We start from the raw sequence: 22,238 nt of genomic DNA on the forward strand, positions 1-22,238 counted from the left end.
ACGATCTTACAAGAATGCCCGTATCGCCATTACAGGAAAACCTGACAATAAATCGGTTAAGACATTAACAGTAAAGCGCGGCACCTTCTTGCCGATTACATTAGAATCTTTCGTAACATGATCCTTTAAACTGCATTTGCATCAAGCAATCCAACACGCGCCATTAGAATAGGTCCGTGCCTTTCCGCTGATGGCCACGCGATCTTTTTTATCTTCACAGAATAGTTCTCCGATGCGTTCTGAAACCTGAAACGCATGAAGTGTTTTCTTATGAAGCCTCGCCGACCAAAAAGGGATCAAGGAACAATGCGCAGATCCGGTCACTGGGTCTTCCAGTATTGATGCTTGCGGCGTAAAATATCGCGACACGAAATCACAATGATCTCCTTTAGCCGTAACCACTACCCCACCCGGATCGAGATTGATTTGATCAAAAACCTGTCGATTAATCCTGATGTTCTTTACATCAGATTCTGAATCATAAACCAAAACGTAGTCTCGCGATTTCAAAACTTCTTTCGGCTGAATATTTAACGACTGCTGAATTATCGCTGGTAACGCTGCGCTTGTTGGCATTCGTGAGGGAAAATCCATCGTGTAAAGATCATCTTGAACAGTAACGATGAGATCGCCGCTGAGTGTTTCGAAAATAATTTGATCACGCGTATAGCTGAGAATGGTTTTCAAACAATGTGCCGTAGCAAGTGTCGCATGACCACACAAGTCCATTTCAATATCTGGCGTAAACCACCGCAAATGTATCTTATCTTCCTTCTTCACGAAGAAAGCTGTTTCCGCTACAGCATTCTCTTTCGCGATGTTCAGCAAAACCTCATCCGACAACCACGACTCGAGTGGAACTACACATGCCGGATTACCGCCGAAGATTCGATCGGTGAAAGCATCAATTTGGTAGAGATTTAATTTCATGCACTTGGTGAAATGACGGAATCAAGTTACAATCCTTTCGTGACAGGCAAGACAACATCAACATGTCAAACCATACAATACCGCAATGTTTCACTAAGTAATGGGCGAAGGATGTTTCTTAAATAAAGGTAAAACGGTGCAGAAACTATTAACGAGAACACCAGCATTTCTTGAAAACTCGAACACCTGAACACTTGAACACTTAAACACCTGAATTCGCGCTATGAACTCCTCCGCTTCGCGCCGCGCACAGCTTCTGCCGTCCACGGATCTTCGGGCCAATGGTGGCGCGGATAACGCATACGCAATTCTTTACGCACTTCGTGATACGTTGTTTGCCAGAAGCTCTTTAGGTCTTGTGTTACTTGCACGGGCTTATATCCCGGTGACAACAAATGAATCAATACTTTATTTCGTCCTTCGTTGATGGAAGGTGTTTCGGTGAGACCGAACATTTCTTGTAAACGAACTTCAATAATGGGTGAACGTCCATCGGCAAAATATTGGAGACGAATCATGGACCCACTGGGAACTTCAATGCGCGAAGGAACAAGTGCATCAAATTTATTTTGGAGGTCCCACGGGATCATGCTTTTGAGGATGGTAGCAAGATCGAGTTTCTCCAATTCTGATCGCCTGGAGACGGTAGTGAGAAAAGGTGCCAGCCAACTTTCGAGTGTCGCGAGGAGATTATCGTCTGTAACATCGGGCCATGCTTCATCAGGGCGCCAGACTTTAATGGATAACATGCGTGCTTGAAGTTCCTCATGCGACTCATTCCATCCAAGTAATTTCAAACCATGTTTTTGAATGGCCTCACACAAAACCTGAACACGTTCGTCTTCAGTAATATTACCGGGCGATTTCTGCGACAACAACAAATTGCCGACACGTTTTACCACAGCGCTGGTTAACAATCCACGTTCATCATCCCACTGCACCAAGTTTGTTTCATGCGCCAAGGCATTGAGATCTTTTTCAGATACCGCAGCTGCTAAGAATATTTTTCCTTCACCGCTTCCAGCGTCCAATTGCGCTACACAAAGCCAAGGCTCCCGCATCAATGGATCATGCGGTGGAAGTTTCACCACTCTCCCATTGGCAAGCTTAAATCGTTCACTATGTTTCTCTTGCTGGCGAGCAATACGTTCAGGATACGCCGCCACAAGAAGTTTTCCGATATCCGTGTCGGCGACCATGTTATTCGACACCTCTGTCTTTAGCAGTCGTCGCCAGTGCTGCGCAATTTTTTCAATCCGCTCAAGAATGATTTTGTCAGCATAAAACTTTTGTCCGCCGCGCCATTTACGCAGTGCTTCTAGTCGCAACGCGAGATCAGCGCCAGATTCTTTCGCCAATGGATCTTTCTCTTCAATCAATGCTGCAATATCGGCTGCTAACGATTTCTCCGAAGCGTTGGCTTCTAGCAGCAAATGTGCAATGCGTGGATGTGTAGGAAGGGAAAGCATCTGTTTCCCGCGTGGTGTTATGCCTTGTATGGTGATCGCGTCAAGTTGCAATAGCAATTCTTTTGCTTGAGCCACAGCGCCTGCCGTTGGCAATGTAATCCACGTGAGTTCTTTAGGTTCTTTCACACCCCATGCATAAAGTTCGAGCATGAGTGGCGCAAGGTCTGCTTCAAGTATTTCCGGTTTACGCTGTGCAGCAAGTGCCGTTTGTGTCGACGCCGACCACAAGCGATAACAGACACCAGGACCAAGACGACCTGAACGTCCGGCACGTTGATCTGCGGCATCACGTGTAACGCGAATGGTTTCTAATCTTGTTAAACCGCTCCGTGGGTCAAATCTTGGAACACGTGCGAGTCCTGCGTCAATCACGACTCTAACACCCTCTATTGTAAGTGACGTCTCTGCTATGGACGTTGAGAGTACAATTTTTCGACCACCATCTTGTCGTGGGAGAATCGCCTGCTGTTGTTGTTTGAACGGAAGATCACCGAACAGCGGATGAATACTTACGTCAGCAAAATATTCCTCGCGCAGAATATCTTCGACACGTTTGATCTCGCCTGCGCCAGGAAGGAACACGAGGAGATCGCCCTGCTCATCGCGCACCGCTTTTCGTATCGCGTGAACAGCACGGGGCACGACTGGTCCGTCTTCGTCGGGTGTATAGTGTATGGTAACTGGATATTGTCGTCCAGATGAAGTGATGATGGGTGCGCCGCCTAAGATCGAAGAAAGATTTTCGCTGTCCAGTGTGGCCGACATAATCAAGATTCTCAAATCGTCGCGCAGCACTTGTTGCATCTGCAAGCTCAATGCAAGCGCCAGATCAGCGTGCAAACTGCGCTCATGAAATTCGTCGAAGATCAACATCCCCACATCTTCCAACGTGTTGTCAGATTGAATCATCCGCGTGAGAATTCCCTCGGTGACAACTTCAATTTTCGTTTTGCTACTCACCTTCGAATCAAAGCGTACACTGTAGCCTATCCGTTGTCCAGCATCTTCTTCCAGAAGATCGGCCATACGCTCTGCTACCGACTTCGCAGCAAGCCTGCGCGGCTCAAGCATAATTATCTTCTTTCCCCCAAGCCAAGGTTCATCCATAAGCTGCAAAGGCAATACCGTAGATTTCCCTGCCCCGGGAGGTGCTTGAAGAATCACAACGGGATGGTTAGTGAGAGTCTCCTTGAGAGAAGTGACGATATCGAGTACAGGGTAGCGCAAGGGGGAGAAGTAGAAGTAAGTAGTAAGAAGTCAGGAGACAGAAGTCAGGAGTCAGGAGACAGAAGTCAGGAGTCAAAAGGTAGGAGTCAGAAGTCAATTCTTAATTCTTAATTCTTAATTCTTACTCCTTACTCCTTACTCCTTACTCCCTACTTCGATATTAGCACTGCTTCTGTAAGAATAAAATTACCGTGTTCAACATTATCTTTATTAAGTTTCAATTTGCCTTTTACAGTGATGAGGTCATCGACTTGAAATTTAAGCGCACCTTTGGCAAACGTAACTTCAGCAATTGATTCGGGGCCTCCGCCACCGCAGAAAAAGCACTGGCTCATGGGGAACTTTGAAAGAATAATGTAATTGCCGTCTTCTGGTGCGAAGGGCACATAAAAGCCTTGCACGGTTATTTCTTTCCCAACCATCGCAAGCAACCCTTCCGGGAAACTCGGGTAAAAAATATACTCCTCAAGTTTTTCATCGTATTTGGGTTCAAATTTTGTTTTCGCGAATTCATTCCACGCATCCCATTTTGCTTGTGCAAAAGATGAGGTACCTATCATTAAAAGACCTACGACAAAAAATATATTTTTCATGATCACTGCTAAAATTTTATTGTGCTGCCAAAACCCTTGAAATATCTGTTCTATACGCTTGCACGGCAGGGATAACCGAGCATAACAATCCCAACAACAAACTTCCAACCAAAATTATCCACTCTTGCGAATAAAAAACGAATCCACTGATTCCTGCTTTCTGCATTTCAGGTGAGACACTTGTTAATACGATCAGCACACCATGTGCCAAGGCTAGTCCCACGAGACTTCCCAATAGTGTAAGCAAACTTCCTTCCAGCAATACAAGCGTTAACAACTTGCTGCGTGTGGCGCCCATCGAGCGCATCACGGCCATTTCATAGCGACGTTCCTTCAATGAATTATACAAGGCGATAAAAATACTCAATGCACTGATGGCAATCAGCACGTATGCAAATGCCATTAAAATTTCTACGCCGACGCCCATGATAGAAAACAATCGCGCTGCTTCAAATGCGGGTGATGCGGCCTGCAAACTACTTTGCATATTCACCATTTTAGGCATTTGTATGGCGGCCATCGGCGAACGGTAAAGCAATAACAATGAAGTAATCTGTTTGGTGCTGTCGCCTTTCTCCACCGACGCTACAAGTGGTGATGGTTTTAGCGGCGCATGATGTTCTTCGGCATGCTCCTCGTGATGATGAACAGAATCTGATTCATCAGCTTCTTCATGCATCTCCCAAACACTTTCTACATTGGTGAGAATAAGATTGTCGAGCACGCTATGCGTGGGCTTAAAAATCCCGACAACTTTATATTGATGTTCATTGTGTGAATGTCCGCCTTCGGCCAAACCGTGTGCGCTGGCAAATGTATCGCCGAGCTTCAGTCCCGACAACGCAGCAGCATTGCTTCCAAGGTTTACAGACAACGGTGCTCCCCACCAATCGCCCGACGCTAATTCGGCATTGTATAAAGCTGCATATTCTTTATTGGTACCGATGATACGATACGACTTGTAACTATCCCCTAGCGCGAGCGGTATTGCCTGCTTCACCAACCGGTTCTTCGCGAAGCGTTCAGCTTCTTTCAACGAAATATTCCCCGTAGGAAAATCAATATGAAAGATATTGCAGAGTATCAATTGCAATGGCGATCCTTTTGCGCCAATCACAAGGTCGATACCCTTCGTGTTGTCGGCGATTTTTTCTTCAAGCTGTTTATTGAACAGCAGCAGAATGGTGATGACAGCAATTCCCAGCGACAACAACACAATGTTGATGATGGTATTGAGCGGCTTTGCCTTTAGATAGTTCCACGCAAGTGTAAAGAGTGATATCGCCATGGAATTATCGTTTTAATGGAGATGATAAAACAATCTGATTTTTGATTTTGTCTTTCAAGCGCTGATCATGCGTCGCCACAACGAGTGTGGTATCTTGTGCTTTCGCTACTTGCAGCAGCAGATCGATCACGCGATTACAATTGCTGTCGTCTAGCGCTGACGTTGGCTCATCAGCAAAGATGATTGACGGATGATTAATCACCGCCCGCGCAATGGCTACCCGCTGCGCTTGTCCGTGACTCAACGCCGATACTGGTGATTGCTTCTTCTCGGCAAGTCCCAAACTTGAAAGTATGGTATTGAATCTTTCCAAATCAGGGTTCAGACCCGCCAAAAACGGCGAGAGCAATATATTCTTCTCCACGGTGAACGCATTGATCAGGTGGTTCTTCTGAAAAATAAATCCGACATGCTGTCCGCGAAATTTATCAAGGGCTTTCTCCGATAGCGTAGAGAGTTCTGTATTATCAACCTGTACGGAGCCTTCGTAACCACGGAGAAGTCCACCCAACAAGTGGAGTAATGTCGTTTTACCACTCCCCGACTCACCAAGAAGTAGACAATGTTGTCCACGGGGTATGGTAAAATCAGGAAACGCAATCGTTGCCTTGCTGTTATATTGGAAGGATAGATTTCGAATGGAAATCATGAAGCTCAGTTTAGATGGGCGACAATTTAAGGTTGTGAGCGAAATAAAAAAACAGAATAGAGTCCGGACGTTCGAAAGAAGGGAAGAGCGGGAAAAGCTCTTTAGAGCTCAGAACTACTAGTATCCGGTAAATCACATACCGATTCAACAATATGGCCCGACTCACGCATTCGGCTAAGTACGTAGAGCTAAAATAATTCGTGCGAGAAGTTCGTACATCCGTATCTTCCTTCATTTTCTTTTGCTTCCCCAAAAGAAAACGAAGCAAAAGAAAAGGGGAAACTTAAACATGCTGCCTCACACACATGCCGGGGCTACCCCGCGTTTAAGTTGGGCACCCCGCAGTTACTCATTCCTAAATTCGTTGTCCATTAATAAATTCAGGTCGCTTTTAAACCAATTTAAAGCTCAAGGCAAGAAAGTCGAAGATGTTACTGTAATCGGATGACAACTTGTGACACGGTTTCGCAGGGGTTGCTATTGAGTATGCGGCTATGCCAAAATTGATGTATCTTCGGTAACGATGTTTGTAGGATTTTTCCTTCCGACGCAAGCGCCAGCAACCTGGTAAAGTTAGATTAGTAATGTTGGTTTTTCCGCCCTGCTTCCACTCTACCTCCACACTCTCTCCACTCTCCCTCCGCTCAAGGCATATCGTAGGTCTTATGTAGGTCTTATCTAAGTCTTATTGTCCTTTGGTTCACGGTTCTCAGTTCACGGATCACGGTTCACTGAACCAATAACAGACAACCGATAACCAATAACTATTTTTCGACGCGGCGTGTGCCTGCGTATAACTCATACTCCAGTAATCTGCAATCTAACTTGGCGCTGTAGAACTCAATGCGTCGTGCAGCTTTCAGTCCAATCTTTTTCGCGAGGTCCATGTTTCCGGTAAAGATGTAGCCTGTATAACCTTTGCAATTTTTCTTCATGAAATCGCCAATGCGCGCATAGGTATGTTCTAGTTCTTGGAGCACACCAAGGCGTTCACCATATTCTGGGTTGAAATAGACCACACCACTAACACCTTCTGGTACGGGTGTTTCTGCAAAATCACACAATGAAAATTCAATGTATTGTTCAATACCAGCGATGCCGGCATTCACCTGAGAAACCTGAACAGCATCTTCGCTGATATCGGAAGCATAAATCTTAAGTCCTGGAACTTCTTTTATTTCAGTACGAATTTTTCGAAGCGCTTCTTTATAAACAGCATCATCATAGCCGATGATATGCATGAACGCATAGTTATCACGGTACAATCCAGGTTTACGATTGGTTGCCAGGAGTGCAGCTTCGATGGCTACCGTTCCTGATCCACACATTGGGTTTACAAAAGGCGATTGACGATCCCACTTCCCGGCCATTAGCGTAGCCGTTGCGAGTGCTTCTAGCATGGGCGCCTTGCCTGGAATTTTCCGATAGCCGTGTTTCGCTAGCGTTGCTCCTGACGTATCGATAAATATCTCGGCACGCTCATCTTTCCAATACAAATGAATCACCGCTTGATCTACTTCTGGTCCAGAGTTCGGGCGCGTGCCCACCTGTCTGCGGAAGCGATCTGCGATTGCATCTTTCACTTTTACATTGGCAAAAAGCTCTGTATTCACCGTCGGGTGACTTACGTTACTGGTAACCGAAAAATATCCATCCTTCTGAATCAGATTTTCCCACGGGTAGTTGATCACCTTCACATACAGGTCCTCCGGGTTCTTCACTTTAAACTCTTGCAACGAGTAATGAATCTGGCTGGCACAGCGCAAATTCAAGTTTAGTGTGATGCAGTCGTTAAGCGTACCAAACAGTTCGATTCCCGTCATGAAAGTTCGTTCCGGTTCGAAGCCGAGTGCACGCACTTCACTTTCTAAGTATGGAGAAAGTCTTTTGTTACAAGTTATAACAATGCGGCTGCGGGTAGTAAAAACACTCATGTGGTTCAGAAAATCATCTTATGTAAGCAATTTCTTTCAGGTCGAACGCTCTTACGTTTCCATCGACATCAACCAAAAGACGGCCGGTATCGTCGATGTCGATAATGCTTCCCTGAAATTGTTTGTCGAACGCAGCAAACGTGTGTTGTTCATTGCGCCAAAACAAAGCGCGAATATAGTCTTCTTTCAGTTGTGCGAGCTTTCCTTCCTTCAATTGCAGGTAGCGAATCTCTATTTTATGAAGTAAAAGTTCGAGTTCTTCCTGCAAATCGTGGGTCTGTTGTGTTTTGAGACTCAACGAAGTCGCTTTCACCGGTGCCGAAAAATTGTGTTCGTTGATGTTTACACCGATTCCTGCAATGATGGCCTGAAAATGAGATCCTTGGATTTGATTCTCGACGAGGATGCCGCATATTTTTTGATCATCGACAAGGATGTCGTTGGGCCATTTTACAGCTACCGTATTGGTGATGCGCGCTTTCAGGTAGTCATGAACTGCGAGCGCTGTAAAGATGTTGAGATAAAACTGATTGGCGACAGAAAGGAAAGTAGGCTTAAAGATCAGTGAGAAGGTAAGGTTCAGTCCCGGCGATGAAAGCCATGAATTCCCGCGTTGTCCACGACCTTTTGTTTGGTTGGTGGTGATCACGAGCGTACCTTCGGTGACTGATGATTGCTGGCAGAGTTGCAGGGCGAGGTCGTTAGTCGAACGACATTCCGGCACGAAAACAAGGTTTTTGCCCGTGAAAAGGGTACTGGCAGGGATTTTATACAAGTTAATTTTGATTAGTTTTGTGGGTTAATCAAAAACGAAGATAGTTTAATGGCAAAAAAAAGGAAGGGTGCCAGCGCAGAAAAGCTTAGTGATGTGATCGTCAAAGGCATGCAGGAAAAGAAAGCGACTGACATCGTTGTCATGGACCTGAGAAAAGTTAAGAATGCAGTAGCTGATTTTTTTGTAGTATGCTCTGGAAGTTCAGACAAACAGCTGGATGCAATTGCAGACTCTATTGATGAGCAAGTGTTCAAAGCGCTCAAAGAAAATCCTTGGCATGTTGAAGGAAAAAACAATAAAGAGTGGATGCTTCTCGACTATATTGATGTTGTCGCGCATGTGTTCCGTAAAGACCGCCGTGAGTTTTACGCACTAGAGCGTCTTTGGGGCGATGCCGAGATAACGGAAATTGAATAAACTAATGAACCATTAGCACGTTAATGTTTCGAATACGCTAAATTTAAGGAGAGATAAAAAGAAATGGCTGACAAGAAAGAAAATAACAAACCGCTGCTCCCCAACAAACCACCACGCGGCAATTATCAAGTGTGGGTTATCCTGGCGACGCTCGCGGTAATCTTCGTTGTATTTTATATGCAAACCGTATCTGGTCTGAAGAAGATCGACCAGGAAGAGTTGTTTCAAATGGTAAAAAGCGGAGATGTCAGCAAGATCACGTTGCTCAGCAAAGCTGGCTATGTTGAAGTAACCCTGAAGAAAGATGCAGTAGAAAACGCGAAATACAAAGGCAGGCTCAACAATTCAGCTTGGAATAATAATAACAGCGGCCCGCACTTTACCGTCGATGTTGTTGATCCGTATGGCTTTCAACGCGACTACAATGATTTCTTAAAAACCGAAAAAATATCAGGCAAACAACGCCCTGAGTACGATCTCGATAAAAGCGACAGCTACGTCAGTCAGATTGTGTATTGGGGATTGCTTTTCCTTCTACTCTTCGGCTTCTGGATGTTGATGAAGCGCATGACTGGCGGCGGTGGCCCCGGCGGACAAATCTTTAACATCGGCAAATCGAAAGCTGCATTGTTTGATGCTGAGAATAAAGTAAAGATCACTTTCTCTGACGTTGCCGGTCTCGATGAAGCAAAAGAAGAGATTAAAGAAATTGTAGACTTCCTTAAGAACCCATCGAAGTTCACGAAACTTGGTGGTAAAATTCCAAAAGGCGCCCTTCTTGTCGGCCCTCCAGGAACAGGTAAAACATTGCTCGCAAAAGCCGTGGCCGGTGAAGCTGGTGTACCGTTCTTCTCTCTTTCCGGTTCCGACTTCGTCGAAATGTTCGTGGGTGTGGGTGCGGCACGTGTACGCGATCTCTTTAAACAAGCAAAAGAAAAAGCACCTTGTATCGTCTTCATCGACGAAATCGATGCTATCGGTCGCTCACGCGGACGTGGTCAATTGCCGGGAGCAAACGACGAACGTGAAAATACATTGAACTCTCTCCTCGTTGAGATGGATGGTTTTGCAACGGATTCGGGTGTTATCATCCTGGCGGCAACCAACAGACCTGATGTACTCGACTCAGCATTGTTGCGTCCGGGTCGTTTCGATCGTCAGATCAGTATCGATAAGCCAGATATCGTTGGTCGTGAAGCAATCTTCAAAGTACACTTGAAACCGATCAAGCTTGATCCAAGTGTAGACCCTAAGAAATTGTCTGCACAAACACCAGGATTCGCTGGTGCTGAAATCGCCAATGTCTGTAACGAAGCTGCACTCATTGCCGCACGTCGCGACAAGAAAGCTGTAGACATGCAAGACTTCCAAGATGCCATTGATCGCGTGATCGGTGGTTTGGAGAAGAAAAATAAAATCATTTCTCCTGAAGAGAAAAAGATCGTTGCCTTTCACGAAGCGGGTCACGCCGTTGCAGGATGGTTCCTGGAGCACGCAGATCCATTGGTGAAGGTAAGTATCGTACCACGCGGTGTCGCTGCACTCGGTTATGCGCAATATCTCCCGAAAGAGCAATTCCTCTATCAGACAGAACAGCTCTTAGACGAAATGTGTATGGCCTTCGGTGGACGCGCTGCAGAAGATATCGTGTTCGGCAAAATTTCTACAGGTGCGTTAAGTGACCTTGAGAGAATTACAAAGCTTGCTTACAGTATCGTTTCGGTTTATGGTATGAATCCAAAGATCGGTAACATCTCCTTCTACGATTCGAAGGCGAATGATTACTCCTTCCAGAAGCCATACTCTGATGCAACGGCAGAACGCATCGATCAAGAGGTAAAGAACATCATCGATGAAGCGTATGACCGCACCAAGAAACTGTTAACACTTCACCGCGAGTACCTGGATATCATCGCGAAAGAACTTCTTGAGAAAGAGATTCTTTTCCAAGCAGATCTTGAGCGACTCATTGGCAAGCGTCCATTTGAAAGACAAACAACTTACCAACAGTTCACAAACGGTTCGGGCAAATATGAAAAGAAACAGCACGAACAAGAACAACCTGGCGTTGATCCTACTCCAACATTAGAAGGTGAAAAGCCCGAGGAACAAGCAAGCTGAAAAGCTTCAGGCTACTAGCCACAAGCTTCAGCTGTGTAGTTAAAGCGATCAAAGGTGTTAGTTATTGCATAATAGACCCGCTAAAGAGCATTCACTATTAACCGATAACTGATAACTAATAACTATTTTTGAAACTCAGGTACAACCCAGTGCCTGAGTTTTTTATTTGATAGCAATACCGTTAACCAATAACGGATAACTGATAACTGATCAATGATTCCGCCGATTGAAAGCTTAAACAATAAGAAAATCTACTTTGCCTCTGATTTCCATCTCGGTGTTCCTGATCATGCCAGCAGTTTAGCACGCGAGAAAAAGATCGTTCGCTGGTTGGAATCTATCCGTCACGATGCACACACAATCTATTTGATGGGCGACATCTTTGACTTTTGGTTTGAATACAAACATACTATTCCCAAGGGTTATATGCGTCTGCAAGGAAAGTTAGCCGAGCTACGCGATGCCGGTGTGCCTATTGTTTTCTTCACGGGGAATCACGACATGTGGATGTTCGACTACTTTACGAAGGAGCTTGATATCCCGATCTACCGCGATCCTCAGGTGCTGCAAGTAGGCACACAGCGTCTACTGATTGGCCACGGCGATGGCCTTGGTCCGGGCGATCGTACCTATAAAGTGCTCAAGAAGTTTTTCAACAGTAAGGTCTGCCAGTGGCTCTTTGCTAGAATTCATCCGAATCTTGGCATAGGCATTGCAAACTTGTGGTCGAAGAAGAGTCGTATCAGCAACATTAAACGCGAAGACGCCAAGTTTATCAGCAAGGAGAACGAATTCTTGTGGGTGTATTGCACCGATCGTGAAAAACAAGAACACTTCGACTACTACATCTTCGGTCATCGTCATTTGGTGCTGGACCTGCAGATTGGCGATAACAGTCGCTACATCAACATGGGCGAATGGGTAACACAGTGTTGCTATGCTGAATACGACGGACACGCTGTAACATTAAAGACATTCGAAGGATGAAAGTCATTTTGATTGCCACCATCGCATTGATGAATCTGTCTGCATTTGCGCAGAGCAGTAAGAGCACGAGCATCGCCATAAGCGATACAATTGTTTATGCTGCGGTGGACCGGCCCGGTGAATTGTATATCCTGACGCAAGGAAATCAAATACAAAAATTCGATCAAGACGGGAAGCTTCTTTCACTCTACAAAGGAGAACGACGACCTACCCTATTTGAGCCTGGCGATGGCGCACGAATCTTCGCTTACTATCGCGACCTGCAACAATACTGGATCTTTAATCCATCATTTGAAGTGACTGCAGCGCATACGTTCGACGCCTCTTTTGCAATTGAGCCTTGGCTGATTTGTCCTGCTGGCGAAACAAACTTCTGGATTCTCGATGGCGCTGATAACACCTTGAAGAAGATCAACACGCGCACCAACACAGTGCCTGTTGATGTCTCGATGAACACGACGAGTGCAAAAGAGAATTTTCTGTACATGCGCGACTACCAGAACTTCCTGTTCATTCTAGAAAAAGGAAAAGGTATTTTGATTTACAACGGTATGGGTAAGCTCGTGAAGACCATTGCTTCGAAAAGTATTCGTTATTTCAACTTCATGGGCAGCGACCTCTACTACGTAGAAGGCGATCTACTGAAACGCGTCGACATCTTTTATGGCGAAGCTCGAGAAGAAAAATTACCCATCCATTCTCCATTCCTGCTACTAACCGATGAGCGTACCTTCGTTGTTGGCAATAAAAGTATTGAAGTGAAACGATAGGTTTTCCATTACGATGTTTCTCTCTGAGCTAAACCCGAAATCAAATCGTTAATGTTTCGCCGGCGTTTCAACCCGGCGATAACGCCGCGGTTACTGGTGAACCCAAAAGCCATTGGTTAACAGGCTAAACAAAAGCCGTTTCCCACTGGCAAAAAAAAGCCCCGGGTTGAAACCTGGGAAACATAAAAGCCGCGATTACCAGGTGAAACAAAAAGCGGGTTTCCCACGGCAAAGCCAAGCCCCGGGTTGAAACCCGGGGAAACATAAAAAAAGGATTTATGTCTGGAAAATTGGATTGACTACGTCAACTGAGATTCATTATTTTCGATGACATTCGTTTCGTTGTATGTCATTTACAAAAATCTGGGTTCACGTGGTGTGGACTACCAAATACAGAAATGTGACGCTTTCTGATTCATTGATTGACTTGCTGATCAATCATATCAAGTACATGTGTCATGATAAGCAAATAGACCTGCGATGTATTAACGGATATGCTGATCATATGCATGCATTGCTCAAGTTACGCGCCACTCAAAATCTCGCGGATGTTGTAAAGCAGATCAAAGGCGAGAGCGCATTCTGGATTAATAACAACAAGCTAACAACTAACAAATTTCAATGGCAGACGGATTATTATGCTATCACAGTGTCACCTGGGATAGTACCGGTGGTGACTAGATATATAAAAAACCAAAAGCAAAAACATAGACACCGGGTATTGAGTACATTTTTGAAAAGAGGAGGTTTTACCGCAGGAACGTTGGCAAAACGTTTCACCGGGTTTAAACCCGGTGAAACAGTAACCGAGACAAACGAAAACGTTCCACCGGTTTGAATCCGGTGAAACTGAAAACGAAACAAACAAACGTTACACCGGTTTCAATCCGGTGAAACTGAAAACGAAACAAACAAAACGTTACACCGGGTTTCCAACCCGGTGAAACAGTAACCGAGACAAACGAAAACCTTACACCGGTTTCAATCCGGTGAAACTGAAAACGAAACAAACAAAACGTTTCACCGGGTTTCCAACCCGGTGAAACAGTAACCGAGACAAACGAAAACGTTACACCGGTTTCAATCCGGTGAAACTGAAAAAAGAAACAAACAAAAACATTACACCGGGTTTCAACCCGGTGAACCCGGAACGACCGACCGAAACCGCCAGTTTTCGATCAAAAGTTTGTCCATTGCCTTTCGCCAGTGTTCATTTTTGAACATATTTGTAACCTTAAAATGTCAGAAAACCTCGATGTTGAGCTAATAATCAACTTTTCTTATTCTGGCACAGTATTTCATACACAATAGCGTTCACCTAAATATTAACTCTTACTCGTGAATTCAGAAGGCGGTAAAATTCTCATGATCGATGATGACGAAGATGTGCTATTAGCGGCCAAGATGTTGCTTAAGAAGCAAGGGCATCACGTGATCATCGAAAAGAATCCAAAAAAAATTCCTTTTCTCCTCCACAACGACACCTACGATGTAATCCTGCTGGATATGAATTTCAGCAAAGACATCACGAGCGGTAAAGAAGGTTTCTATTGGCTTGAACAAATACTCACGCATGAACCGAATTCGGTAGTGATCATGATCACTGCATTTGGTGACGTGGAGATGGCTGTACGCGCTTTGAAAGCAGGTGCAACCGACTTTATTCTTAAGCCTTGGCAAAATGAAAAACTCATCGCGACGATCTCTACAGCGATTCGCTTGAAGCAGTCGTACAATGAAGTTGACAAACTGAAGAAAGCGAAGGAAATGCTTGAAGAGCAAATCAGCAAACCTTTCGCTGAGATCATCGGGCAGAGCCAAACCATAAAAGAAGTTTTCACCCTTATTGACAAAGTCGCCAAGACCGATGCGAACGTATTGATTCTTGGTGAGAACGGTACAGGTAAAGAACTCATCGCGCGGGCTATCCATCAACGCTCCCTCCGTAAGGACAAGAGTTTTGTATCGGTAGATATGGGCGCGATAACTGAAACACTTTTCGAGAGCGAGTTATTTGGCCATAAGAAAGGTGCGTTTACAGATGCGCGCGAAGACAGACCCGGCAGATTCGAACTTGCCAACGGTGGTACACTCTTCTTAGACGAAATAGGAAATCTGAGTATGGCATTGCAGAGCAAATTATTGAGTGCGTTGCAATCACGACAAGTAACACGCGTCGGTGCCAATCAAGCTATCCCTGTCGATATCCGTTTGATTTGCGCGACCAATATGCCGTTGCATAAGATGGTTCAAGAGGGAACGTTCCGACAAGATCTACTCTATCGCATCAATACCGTTGAAGTGCAAGTACCGCCATTAGCAGAACGAGTGGAAGACATTCCGTTGTTGGCGCAGCACTACTTGCAATATTATGCGAAGAAATATCACAAGAGTGTTAATACCATTGCCGGAGAAGCAATCGACAAACTTAAACGATATGCTTGGCCAGGAAACATTCGTGAACTCCAACATGCTATTGAACGTGCCGTAATCATGACTGATTCTGCGTCGCTACAAGACAGTGATTTCCTGCTGAGCAGAGCGTTATCGACGAATACGAACAGCAATACACTCAACCTCGATGAAGTTGAAAAGGCAGCAATAGCCCGCGCGTTGCAAATGCACAATGGCAATATTTCCAAAGCCGCAGATGAACTCGGATTAACCCGTGCCTCGCTTTATCGACGCATGGAAAAATATGGACTTTAATTTCAAGTCACCGATTTTCCGTAGAGTCGCCTTTTTGGTCGGCTCTATTTTTCTTTTCTCTTTTTTTACTTTCTCTAGCGGTGACTGGGTTTATGCGGTGATCTTTTTAGGATTAAGCATTTACCAAGTAAAACAACTCATTGTTCACTTCGAGCGATCGAATGATAACATTGCCTCATTCCTCGACTCGATTAAGTTCGATGATCTCTCCTATTCTTTTAAAACAGAAAGTGACGATCCCAGCGTAAAACGTCTTCATCAGGAAATGAATGAAGCTATGATGAAGCTCCGCACTGCGCGTCGGGAGAAGGATTCAGAATTCCTTTTCTTCAAAAACATCGTCATGCATGTCGGTATCGGTTTATTGATCTTTAAAGAGGATGGAAAGATAGAGATATTCAACAGTGCTGCGCGAAAGCTTTTGAAAGTCAATAAAGCTGAGAACATCAAAGACCTTGGTGAAGTAAGTGAAACACTTGTTAATGTATTCACCAAACTAAAAACCGGTGGCCGCGAATTGACCCGACTCAAGATCGGCGACGATATTGTTCAGTTATCTATCTACGCCATTGAACTGACGCTGCGTGGTGAGAACCTGAAATTGATTTCCCTTCAGAACATTCAAAACGAATTGGAAGAGAAAGAAATGGAAGCATGGCAAAATCTTGTACGTGTACTCACGCACGAGATCATGAATTCTGTAACGCCAATTTCTTCACTTGCCGGTATTGTTGAAGAAGAATTAAAACCGTTCACACAAGAGAGCAATGGCGCTCAGTTAGGACAAGAACAGTTGAATGACATCCATCTTTCTCTTCAAACCATCAGTAAGCGAAGCGAAGGACTCATTCAATTTGTGAAAGAGTTTAGAAGTCTGACGAGTATTCCGAAACCGAAGCCTGTTCAGATTGAAGTTCGAACGCTGTTGGAAGAACTCACCATGCTTCATCGCAAAGAAATTTCAGACAAGTGTATTCACCTGAAGATCTCAGTATATCCTGAGGACCTCACACTCTCTGCAGATAAGAACATGATCGAGCAAGTCATTATCAACTTGCTAAAAAATGCGATACAAGCCTTCGACGAGACCACTGAAAATCGACAAGTGGAGATGCGGGCTTATTTGAATGAAAAATCCCGTCCTATCATCGCCATCAAAGACAACGGAACGGGTATTGATCCGGAAGCGATGGAAAAGATTTTTATACCCTTCTTTACGACCAAGAAAACAGGCTCCGGTATTGGGCTTAGCTTGTCGCGACAAATTATGCGACAGCATCAGGGGACACTTACGGTCAAATCAACGGTGGGTATCGGTACCGAGTTCGCGATGCGGTTCTAGCGGCATCCCTTTTTGAATGGTTGCTATTGGACTGGCTACGGAAGTTAATTTGCATGAATTACCAATTCCTGCCCCAAGTTTTCCACTTTTAAAAGAAACTGATACATTTACGAAACAGTTAAGCTACTTATGCAAGACATCCCTCAGAAAGTCACTCGAATTTTAACAGATAAGCTTGGTATCGCTGAGTCCGAAATCACACCGGAGGCAAATTTTGTAAAAGACCTCGGTATTGATTCCTTAGACTATGCGGAGATTGTGATGGAGTTTGAGCAAACCTTCGACATTAGAATACCTGATGACGATGCTGAAAAGCTTCAGACCTATGGCCAAGCCGTGAAGTACATTCAAGAAAAGATTTCGAACAAGTAATCACGTTTTTTTTGCCTTTGATTCAAGATGGTTCCATAATCTGGTAGCGTCTTCCATCAATGCCCGGTGAAAGGATTGCTCGCTTCCGTCAGCAAGGTTTTTGATCGACCAGCCATTGCGCTGGTCATCCCAAAAGATGTAATAACGCGCGCCCGATATCATTACAACATCAAGTTCGTAAAGTTCCTCGCCTTGCTTGTCCACAAGCCCTGTGAATTGCAATAAGTGATGATCTTGTTTTATCAACTCACCCTTTACGCAGTCTATCGCATGCAGCCTCATCATGAGACCGGTGCTTTTATTCCAGGCTTTAAATTTCAGTTTCCGAGGTCTATCGAAATTCTTCTCCATAAAAATTAGTAACGTTGGGTGTGGAAACGCGCAGCAAAAAAGTAATGTTCATCGTCAACAAATTTGCCGGCACGGGTTATCAGCCTGCCGTCGAGGGCAAGATGATTGAGGTCAGCGAACGTCATGATGTTGAATGTACGATTGAATTTACAAGAAGTCCAGGACATGCCACGGAGTTAGCACAAGCAGCCGTAAAAGAACATTTCGATGCTGTTGTCGCCGTCGGTGGTGATGGCACAATCAATGAAGTGGCAAGAGGTCTGGTGCGAAGTTCCGTCCCCATGGGCATTATCCCACGTGGGTCTGGCAATGGCCTATCGCGACATCTTGGTATTCCACTGAAACTTCACGACGCCATCAACGCTGTGTTTCGAAGCTCTCCTGTAGCCGTCGATACGTTTACCGTTAACGACAAGCTCTCGCTGAACGTATCGGGTATAGGCTTCGATGGTCATATTGCAAATCTATTTGGCGGCAAAACAAAACGCGGCCTCACAGGATATACCAAACTTACAATTAGTGAATTCCTACAATTCAAAGAATTCGATGCAAGCGTACTTGTCGACGGGAATCCAGTCGATGCACATGCATTTATTATTGCAGTAGCAAATTCCTCGCAGTATGGTAACAATGCGCGCATTGCCCCTGCAGCTTCGGTGTGCGATGGCCTTTTGCACCTGAACATCATTCGCAAAGTTCCCATGTATCGACTCGATGTCGTTTATGCAGTTTTCGCAGGAAACATTGAGCGCTCTTCCTTTTGTCAGATTGTTGCAGGACAAAAAATTACTATCAAGACAACAAAACCTATCGCCTACCATGTCGATGGCGAGCCGTGTGGACACCATGATAACTTTCAGATTACTATCAATCCGTCGTCCCTCAAAGTTTTAGTTCCCGACCAAAGCCCGCGCAAGCACAAGATTTAATTCCACTTCCTAGCGTTTTTAACCTCTTTGATTCTCGTATTACCAGTGCTGTAAATCCCTGCAATGGGGTGAACACCGAAGAAGATTTTTCATTTAACTTCGTTTGTCGTGCTTCAGCTAACAACGCTGACTCACTTTTCAATTCCAATTCACCCAACCCAACAAATTATGATCAGAATACTTTCGACATTGTTCTTTTTAACATGTCTCTCGCTTTGCACTATTGCTCAGGTGCTCACGATGCCGCCCAGTGGTGGCAATCAAAAATCAAGTATCACGCAATGGATCGGCTTAGTATCTGTAACGATTAACTACAGTAGTCCTGATGTGCATGGTCCGAATGGCGAAGATCGTACTGGCCACATCTGGGGCGAACTTGTACACTATGGCTACATCGACCAAGGCTACGGCCCTGCGCGCTCGGCCCCATGGAGAGCGGGTGCAAATGAAAACACAACCATCACATTCTCACACGATGTGACAGTGCAAGGCAAATCGCTCAAAGCAGGAACGTATGGACTCTTTCTTGAGGTCGCACAAAATGGTCCTTCGAAATGGATCTTCTCCAGCAACACAACATCATGGGGAAGTTATTACTACAATTCCGCCGAAGATGTTCTCCGCGTAGAGACCAATCTCGTAGACGCACCCTATACGGAATGGTTAACGTTCGGTTTTGATGAGCGTCTGCAAAATTCTGCGGTAGCATATTTACAATGGGAGAAGAAACGTGTACCCATGAAGATCGACGTTCCGAATGGCAATGACCTTTATGTGAAAAAATTCCGTGCTGATCTCAACGGTACCACTACTGGTTTCCGCTACCAAGGTTATACGGAGGCTGCACAATTTTGCGCACAGAACAAAATCAATCTACCGGAAGCATTGATGTGGGCAGATTCGGCCATTAGCCATCCGTTTATCGGACGTGAGATGTTTTCAACATTGCAAACCAAGGCACAAGTATTGATGGCGATGGGAAGAGATCAAGAAGCAGAAGCTATTATGCAAAAAGCGATTAAACATCCTACTGCTTCCGTTGCCGACGTTCATCAATATGCTAGAGCGATATTGGCTGCAGGGAAAAATGACAAGGCGTTGGCGATATTCAAACTCAACAAGCAACTGCATCCCGAAGATAAATTTACAACACACGTAGGGCTTGCGCGCGGCTATACCGCTGTGGGCGATAAGAAAAATGCAATCAAAAATTGGGAGATCGCCATTCAGAATCTTCCTGCCAATCAGAAAAATTATTTATCGTTTTATGAAGGCGAACTTAAAAAATTAAAGTGAGTGTGAATACACCGCTTCCCTCTTGACGGCAACGGTGATGCGTTTGAGTGTGAACACAAAAGTAGATCCTTTTCCTATCTCGCTGTTTACCCAAATCGCGCCACCGTTCTTCTCTACAAATTCTTTCGTGAGCAACAACCCAATACCGATTCCTTTTTCCTTTTGCGTTCCTGGATTTGTAAAGTGTGTTTCTGGTCTAAACAACTTACCAACGTCACGCGCGTTCATACCTACGCCACTATCAGAAACCGAAATTTCCACTTGTCCGTCCACCAAACGTTGACGAACCAGAATACTTCCACCTGACAAACTAAATTTGATTGCGTTGGCAATAAGATTTCTAAATACTAATCGGATATGGTTTTTATCAGCATGAACGTATAATTGATCCTCAATTTCATTCACAATCGTGATGTTCTTCGCTTTGCTGATTTCGTGGAACAACTTTATCTTTTCATCTACCAACGAGCGCACTTGAAAAGTTTCAGGATTGACTTGCAAACCTTTCAACTGTGATTGCGCCCAGTACAACAGATTATCCAAATTTTCTTGTACAGACTCGAGCGTATGTTTAAGATTTTTAGCCACAGGCATAAACTCATCTTTCGACAGCGCACCTTCAATAACAAGATCCATCAAACCTTTTAAACTTGACAACGGACTTCTCAAATCATGACTAATGATGGAGAACAGTTTATCTTTCGCAACGTTCAAGCTTCCCAATTCACGGGCCTGTCTTTCAATCTCGGCATTTTTCTCTTCGAGTCTTATGTTTGCTTTCTTCTTGACTTGATAGTTAAACAACAACACGAACGCCAGCAGCACGAACAAACTCAGCGATCCAATGTAGAAATACATCCATACACGTTGGCTATTGATTTCTTCTTGTTTAAGCTGCGCTTCTTTCGTAAGCAGTTCAATCTTCGTTTCCTTCATTTCCGAATCGAAGCGTGCTTGCATCAAGGATACCTGTTCGCTGTTGCGTTGATCATTAAGGGAATCGTGGATCTGAATATAATGTACCTGATATTCGAAAGCTTTTTTGAGATCGTTTCGCGCCATGTACACTTCGACAATCAGTTTACACGTGCGCTCCAATTCATCCTTGTGCTCGTAGCGTTTCGAAACCTCTAATGTTTCGAGAAGGTACGGCAACGCTTTGTCATATTGCTTCCGCTCCACATAAACCTTTCCCATCCGATGTAAAACAGATGCAAGTAAGAACGTATTATTTAAGGATGTGGCAGCGCTATACACTTCGCGGTATTTCTGTATTGCTTGTTCGTAGCGACGGAAGTGTAAATCGACATCACCTAAAGAGCGTGTAGCGGTCGCTACGATATATTGATTATTGATCAGCTTACCCAACACGAGTGCGCGGTTGGCGTATCGTATAGTGGAGTCGTATTGTTCGAGACTGATGTATGTAAACGCAATATTCGTGAAGCATCGCGCGGTGGTAGCTTTATCGTTGGCCGACGTACTAAACTCCATTGCTTTTGTAAAGTTTTCGATGGCTTGGGTGTATTGCTTTTGCTCGTACAAAAAGGCGGCGATGTGATTGTAGCAATTCGCGATTCCGGCACGATCGTTCAACGATTCGTAAATCCGCAATGATTCTGTTGATAGTTTGAAAGCGCGAGAGTAGTCGCCACGACGGTAATGGATCCAGGCAAGGTTCTCAAGTGCCTTACCCATCCCACGATTATAGCCGAGCACACGCGCCAGATCGCGCGCCTGTCGGGCGTAAGGAAAGGCTTTACGCGCATCGCGATCGCGGATAATCGTCACCAATTCGTTCAGCAACTGCACCTTTATAGTGTCTTCGTGCGAATTATTGATAAATACCTCTAGGCTGTCTGCCTTATCTCGTTGAGAAAAAGCAGCAGTAGGTATCATCAATAGCACGATGAGCAGTCCTCTGGGAAACATAATGGGTTAAAGACTCTCTGTATACCGTGAAACTACGTAAGTGTGACTTGCAAAAGCTACTCAAAAGCGGTTCAAAACCTACATGTGGACGGTGAACCCCAAAATCAAAAAAAACTGCTATAAGGCATTTAAAACACTTCTAAAGAG

At 44.7% G+C, this 22,238-nt stretch carries 20 protein-coding genes; 11 read left to right on the forward strand and 9 right to left on the reverse strand.

The window, feature by feature from the left end:
• Positions 1–141: 141 nt before the first annotated feature.
• Positions 142–930 (reverse strand): PhzF family phenazine biosynthesis protein, encoded by a 789-nt coding sequence (locus DQQ10_RS09385; protein ID WP_112746589.1) that lies wholly within the window; start codon positions 928–930, stop codon positions 142–144.
• A gap of 221 nt (positions 931–1,151) precedes the next feature.
• Positions 1,152–3,563, reverse strand: coding sequence for an ATP-dependent helicase HrpB (gene hrpB, locus DQQ10_RS09390; protein ID WP_245970346.1), 2,412 nt, complete (start codon positions 3,561–3,563; stop codon positions 1,152–1,154).
• Between the two features lie 6 nt (positions 3,564–3,569).
• Between hrpB and DQQ10_RS27915 the strand changes: the two genes are divergently transcribed.
• Complete coding sequence (locus DQQ10_RS27915; RefSeq protein ID WP_165823845.1) at positions 3,570–3,737, forward strand: hypothetical protein; 168 nt, start codon at positions 3,570–3,572, stop codon at positions 3,735–3,737.
• 38 nt (positions 3,738–3,775) lie between these two features.
• Here the strand turns inward: DQQ10_RS27915 and DQQ10_RS09395 are convergent, their stop codons facing one another.
• From DQQ10_RS09395 to DQQ10_RS09415, 5 genes are all read right to left on the reverse strand, one after another.
• Positions 3,776–4,219: a hypothetical protein gene (locus DQQ10_RS09395; RefSeq protein ID WP_133259597.1), complete on the reverse strand. Its 444-nt coding sequence runs from the start codon at positions 4,217–4,219 to the stop codon at positions 3,776–3,778.
• 16 nt (positions 4,220–4,235) lie between these two features.
• Positions 4,236–5,507: an ABC transporter permease gene (locus DQQ10_RS09400; protein ID WP_245970349.1), complete on the reverse strand. Its 1,272-nt coding sequence runs from the start codon at positions 5,505–5,507 to the stop codon at positions 4,236–4,238.
• A gap of 4 nt (positions 5,508–5,511) precedes the next feature.
• A complete protein-coding gene (locus DQQ10_RS09405) occupies positions 5,512–6,156 on the reverse strand; it encodes an ABC transporter ATP-binding protein (RefSeq protein WP_112746592.1) in 645 nt (214 codons plus the stop codon).
• A 764-nt stretch (positions 6,157–6,920) separates the two neighbouring features.
• On the reverse strand, positions 6,921–8,090 hold the full coding sequence (locus DQQ10_RS09410) for a THUMP domain-containing class I SAM-dependent RNA methyltransferase (RefSeq protein WP_112746593.1): 1,170 nt from the start codon (positions 8,088–8,090) through the stop codon (positions 6,921–6,923).
• Between the two features lie 13 nt (positions 8,091–8,103).
• Positions 8,104–8,814, reverse strand: coding sequence for a biotin--[acetyl-CoA-carboxylase] ligase (locus tag DQQ10_RS09415; protein WP_165823869.1), 711 nt, complete (start codon positions 8,812–8,814; stop codon positions 8,104–8,106).
• Positions 8,815–8,913: 99 nt separating this feature from the next.
• Here DQQ10_RS09415 and rsfS point away from each other — a divergent pair, with 99 nt between their 5' ends.
• The 8 genes from rsfS (at position 8,914) to DQQ10_RS09455 (ending at position 17,583) form a co-directional block, all read left to right on the forward strand.
• Complete coding sequence (gene rsfS, locus DQQ10_RS09420; protein ID WP_112746595.1) at positions 8,914–9,282, forward strand: ribosome silencing factor; 369 nt, start codon at positions 8,914–8,916, stop codon at positions 9,280–9,282.
• A 63-nt stretch (positions 9,283–9,345) separates the two neighbouring features.
• Positions 9,346–11,403, forward strand: coding sequence for an ATP-dependent zinc metalloprotease FtsH (gene ftsH, locus DQQ10_RS09425; protein WP_112746596.1), 2,058 nt, complete (start codon positions 9,346–9,348; stop codon positions 11,401–11,403).
• A 213-nt stretch (positions 11,404–11,616) separates the two neighbouring features.
• A complete protein-coding gene (locus tag DQQ10_RS09430; RefSeq protein WP_112746597.1) occupies positions 11,617–12,390 on the forward strand; it encodes a UDP-2,3-diacylglucosamine diphosphatase in 774 nt (257 codons plus the stop codon).
• Positions 12,387–13,160, forward strand: a complete 774-nt coding sequence (locus DQQ10_RS09435; protein ID WP_112746598.1) for a hypothetical protein — start codon at positions 12,387–12,389, stop codon at positions 13,158–13,160. The genes DQQ10_RS09430 and DQQ10_RS09435 overlap by 4 nt, the downstream gene beginning before the upstream one ends.
• A gap of 346 nt (positions 13,161–13,506) precedes the next feature.
• Positions 13,507–13,998: an IS200/IS605 family transposase gene (gene tnpA / locus DQQ10_RS09440; protein ID WP_245970350.1), complete on the forward strand. Its 492-nt coding sequence runs from the start codon at positions 13,507–13,509 to the stop codon at positions 13,996–13,998.
• Positions 13,999–14,525: 527 nt separating this feature from the next.
• On the forward strand, positions 14,526–15,869 hold the full coding sequence (locus tag DQQ10_RS09445; RefSeq protein WP_112746650.1) for a sigma-54-dependent transcriptional regulator: 1,344 nt from the start codon (positions 14,526–14,528) through the stop codon (positions 15,867–15,869).
• Positions 15,859–17,211: a sensor histidine kinase gene (locus tag DQQ10_RS09450; RefSeq protein WP_112746599.1), complete on the forward strand. Its 1,353-nt coding sequence runs from the start codon at positions 15,859–15,861 to the stop codon at positions 17,209–17,211. Before DQQ10_RS09445 ends, DQQ10_RS09450 begins: the two co-directional genes overlap by 11 nt.
• 129 nt (positions 17,212–17,340) lie before the next feature.
• Entirely contained in the window at positions 17,341–17,583 is a 243-nt protein-coding gene (locus DQQ10_RS09455; protein WP_112746600.1) for an acyl carrier protein, read from the forward strand.
• On the opposite strand, the gene DQQ10_RS09460 is transcribed toward DQQ10_RS09455, so the two are convergent.
• Entirely contained in the window at positions 17,584–17,934 is a 351-nt protein-coding gene (locus DQQ10_RS09460) for a YopX family protein (RefSeq protein WP_112746601.1), read from the reverse strand.
• Between the two features lie 20 nt (positions 17,935–17,954).
• On the opposite strand from DQQ10_RS09460, the gene DQQ10_RS09465 reads away from it, so the two are divergent.
• Both DQQ10_RS09465 and DQQ10_RS09470 read left to right on the forward strand, forming a co-directional pair.
• Positions 17,955–18,863: a diacylglycerol/lipid kinase family protein gene (locus DQQ10_RS09465; RefSeq protein WP_133259598.1), complete on the forward strand. Its 909-nt coding sequence runs from the start codon at positions 17,955–17,957 to the stop codon at positions 18,861–18,863.
• A 168-nt stretch (positions 18,864–19,031) separates the two neighbouring features.
• Positions 19,032–20,159, forward strand: a complete 1,128-nt coding sequence (locus DQQ10_RS09470) for a DUF2911 domain-containing protein (RefSeq protein WP_112746603.1) — start codon at positions 19,032–19,034, stop codon at positions 20,157–20,159.
• Here DQQ10_RS09470 and DQQ10_RS09475 read toward each other — a convergent pair.
• A complete protein-coding gene (locus tag DQQ10_RS09475) occupies positions 20,151–22,091 on the reverse strand; it encodes a tetratricopeptide repeat-containing sensor histidine kinase (RefSeq protein WP_112746604.1) in 1,941 nt (646 codons plus the stop codon). The two genes, DQQ10_RS09470 and DQQ10_RS09475, sit on opposite strands and share 9 nt — an antisense overlap.
• Between the last annotated feature and the right edge of the window lie 147 nt (positions 22,092–22,238).

The organism is Pseudochryseolinea flava, from assembly GCF_003286915.1.
GTDB classification, from domain to species: domain Bacteria; phylum Bacteroidota; class Bacteroidia; order Cytophagales; family Cyclobacteriaceae; genus Ohtaekwangia; species Ohtaekwangia flava.

Bases quoted from the DNA above. Each gene is read 5' to 3' on its own strand.
- DQQ10_RS27915 (WP_165823845.1), top strand. From the start codon at position 3,570: ATGGTTAGTGAGAGTCTCCTTGAGAGAAGTGACGATATCGAGTACAGG.
- DQQ10_RS09410 (WP_112746593.1), bottom strand. From the start codon at position 8,090: ATGAGTGTTTTTACTACCCGCAGCCGCATTGTTATAACTTGTAACAAA.
- DQQ10_RS09475 (WP_112746604.1), bottom strand. From the start codon at position 22,091: ATGTTTCCCAGAGGACTGCTCATCGTGCTATTGATGATACCTACTGCT.
- DQQ10_RS09395 (WP_133259597.1), bottom strand. From the start codon at position 4,219: ATGAAAAATATATTTTTTGTCGTAGGTCTTTTAATGATAGGTACCTCA.
- DQQ10_RS09405 (WP_112746592.1), bottom strand. From the start codon at position 6,156: ATGATTTCCATTCGAAATCTATCCTTCCAATATAACAGCAAGGCAACG.
- DQQ10_RS09435 (WP_112746598.1), top strand. From the start codon at position 12,387: ATGAAAGTCATTTTGATTGCCACCATCGCATTGATGAATCTGTCTGCA.
- DQQ10_RS09400 (WP_245970349.1), bottom strand. From the start codon at position 5,507: ATGGCGATATCACTCTTTACACTTGCGTGGAACTATCTAAAGGCAAAG.
- ftsH (WP_112746596.1), top strand. From the start codon at position 9,346: ATGGCTGACAAGAAAGAAAATAACAAACCGCTGCTCCCCAACAAACCA.
- DQQ10_RS09460 (WP_112746601.1), bottom strand. From the start codon at position 17,934: ATGGAGAAGAATTTCGATAGACCTCGGAAACTGAAATTTAAAGCCTGG.
- DQQ10_RS09430 (WP_112746597.1), top strand. From the start codon at position 11,617: ATGATTCCGCCGATTGAAAGCTTAAACAATAAGAAAATCTACTTTGCC.
- rsfS (WP_112746595.1), top strand. From the start codon at position 8,914: ATGGCAAAAAAAAGGAAGGGTGCCAGCGCAGAAAAGCTTAGTGATGTG.
- DQQ10_RS09470 (WP_112746603.1), top strand. From the start codon at position 19,032: ATGATCAGAATACTTTCGACATTGTTCTTTTTAACATGTCTCTCGCTT.
- DQQ10_RS09445 (WP_112746650.1), top strand. From the start codon at position 14,526: ATGATCGATGATGACGAAGATGTGCTATTAGCGGCCAAGATGTTGCTT.
- DQQ10_RS09455 (WP_112746600.1), top strand. From the start codon at position 17,341: ATGCAAGACATCCCTCAGAAAGTCACTCGAATTTTAACAGATAAGCTT.
- tnpA (WP_245970350.1), top strand. From the start codon at position 13,507: ATGTCATTTACAAAAATCTGGGTTCACGTGGTGTGGACTACCAAATAC.
- DQQ10_RS09450 (WP_112746599.1), top strand. From the start codon at position 15,859: ATGGACTTTAATTTCAAGTCACCGATTTTCCGTAGAGTCGCCTTTTTG.
- DQQ10_RS09385 (WP_112746589.1), bottom strand. From the start codon at position 930: ATGAAATTAAATCTCTACCAAATTGATGCTTTCACCGATCGAATCTTC.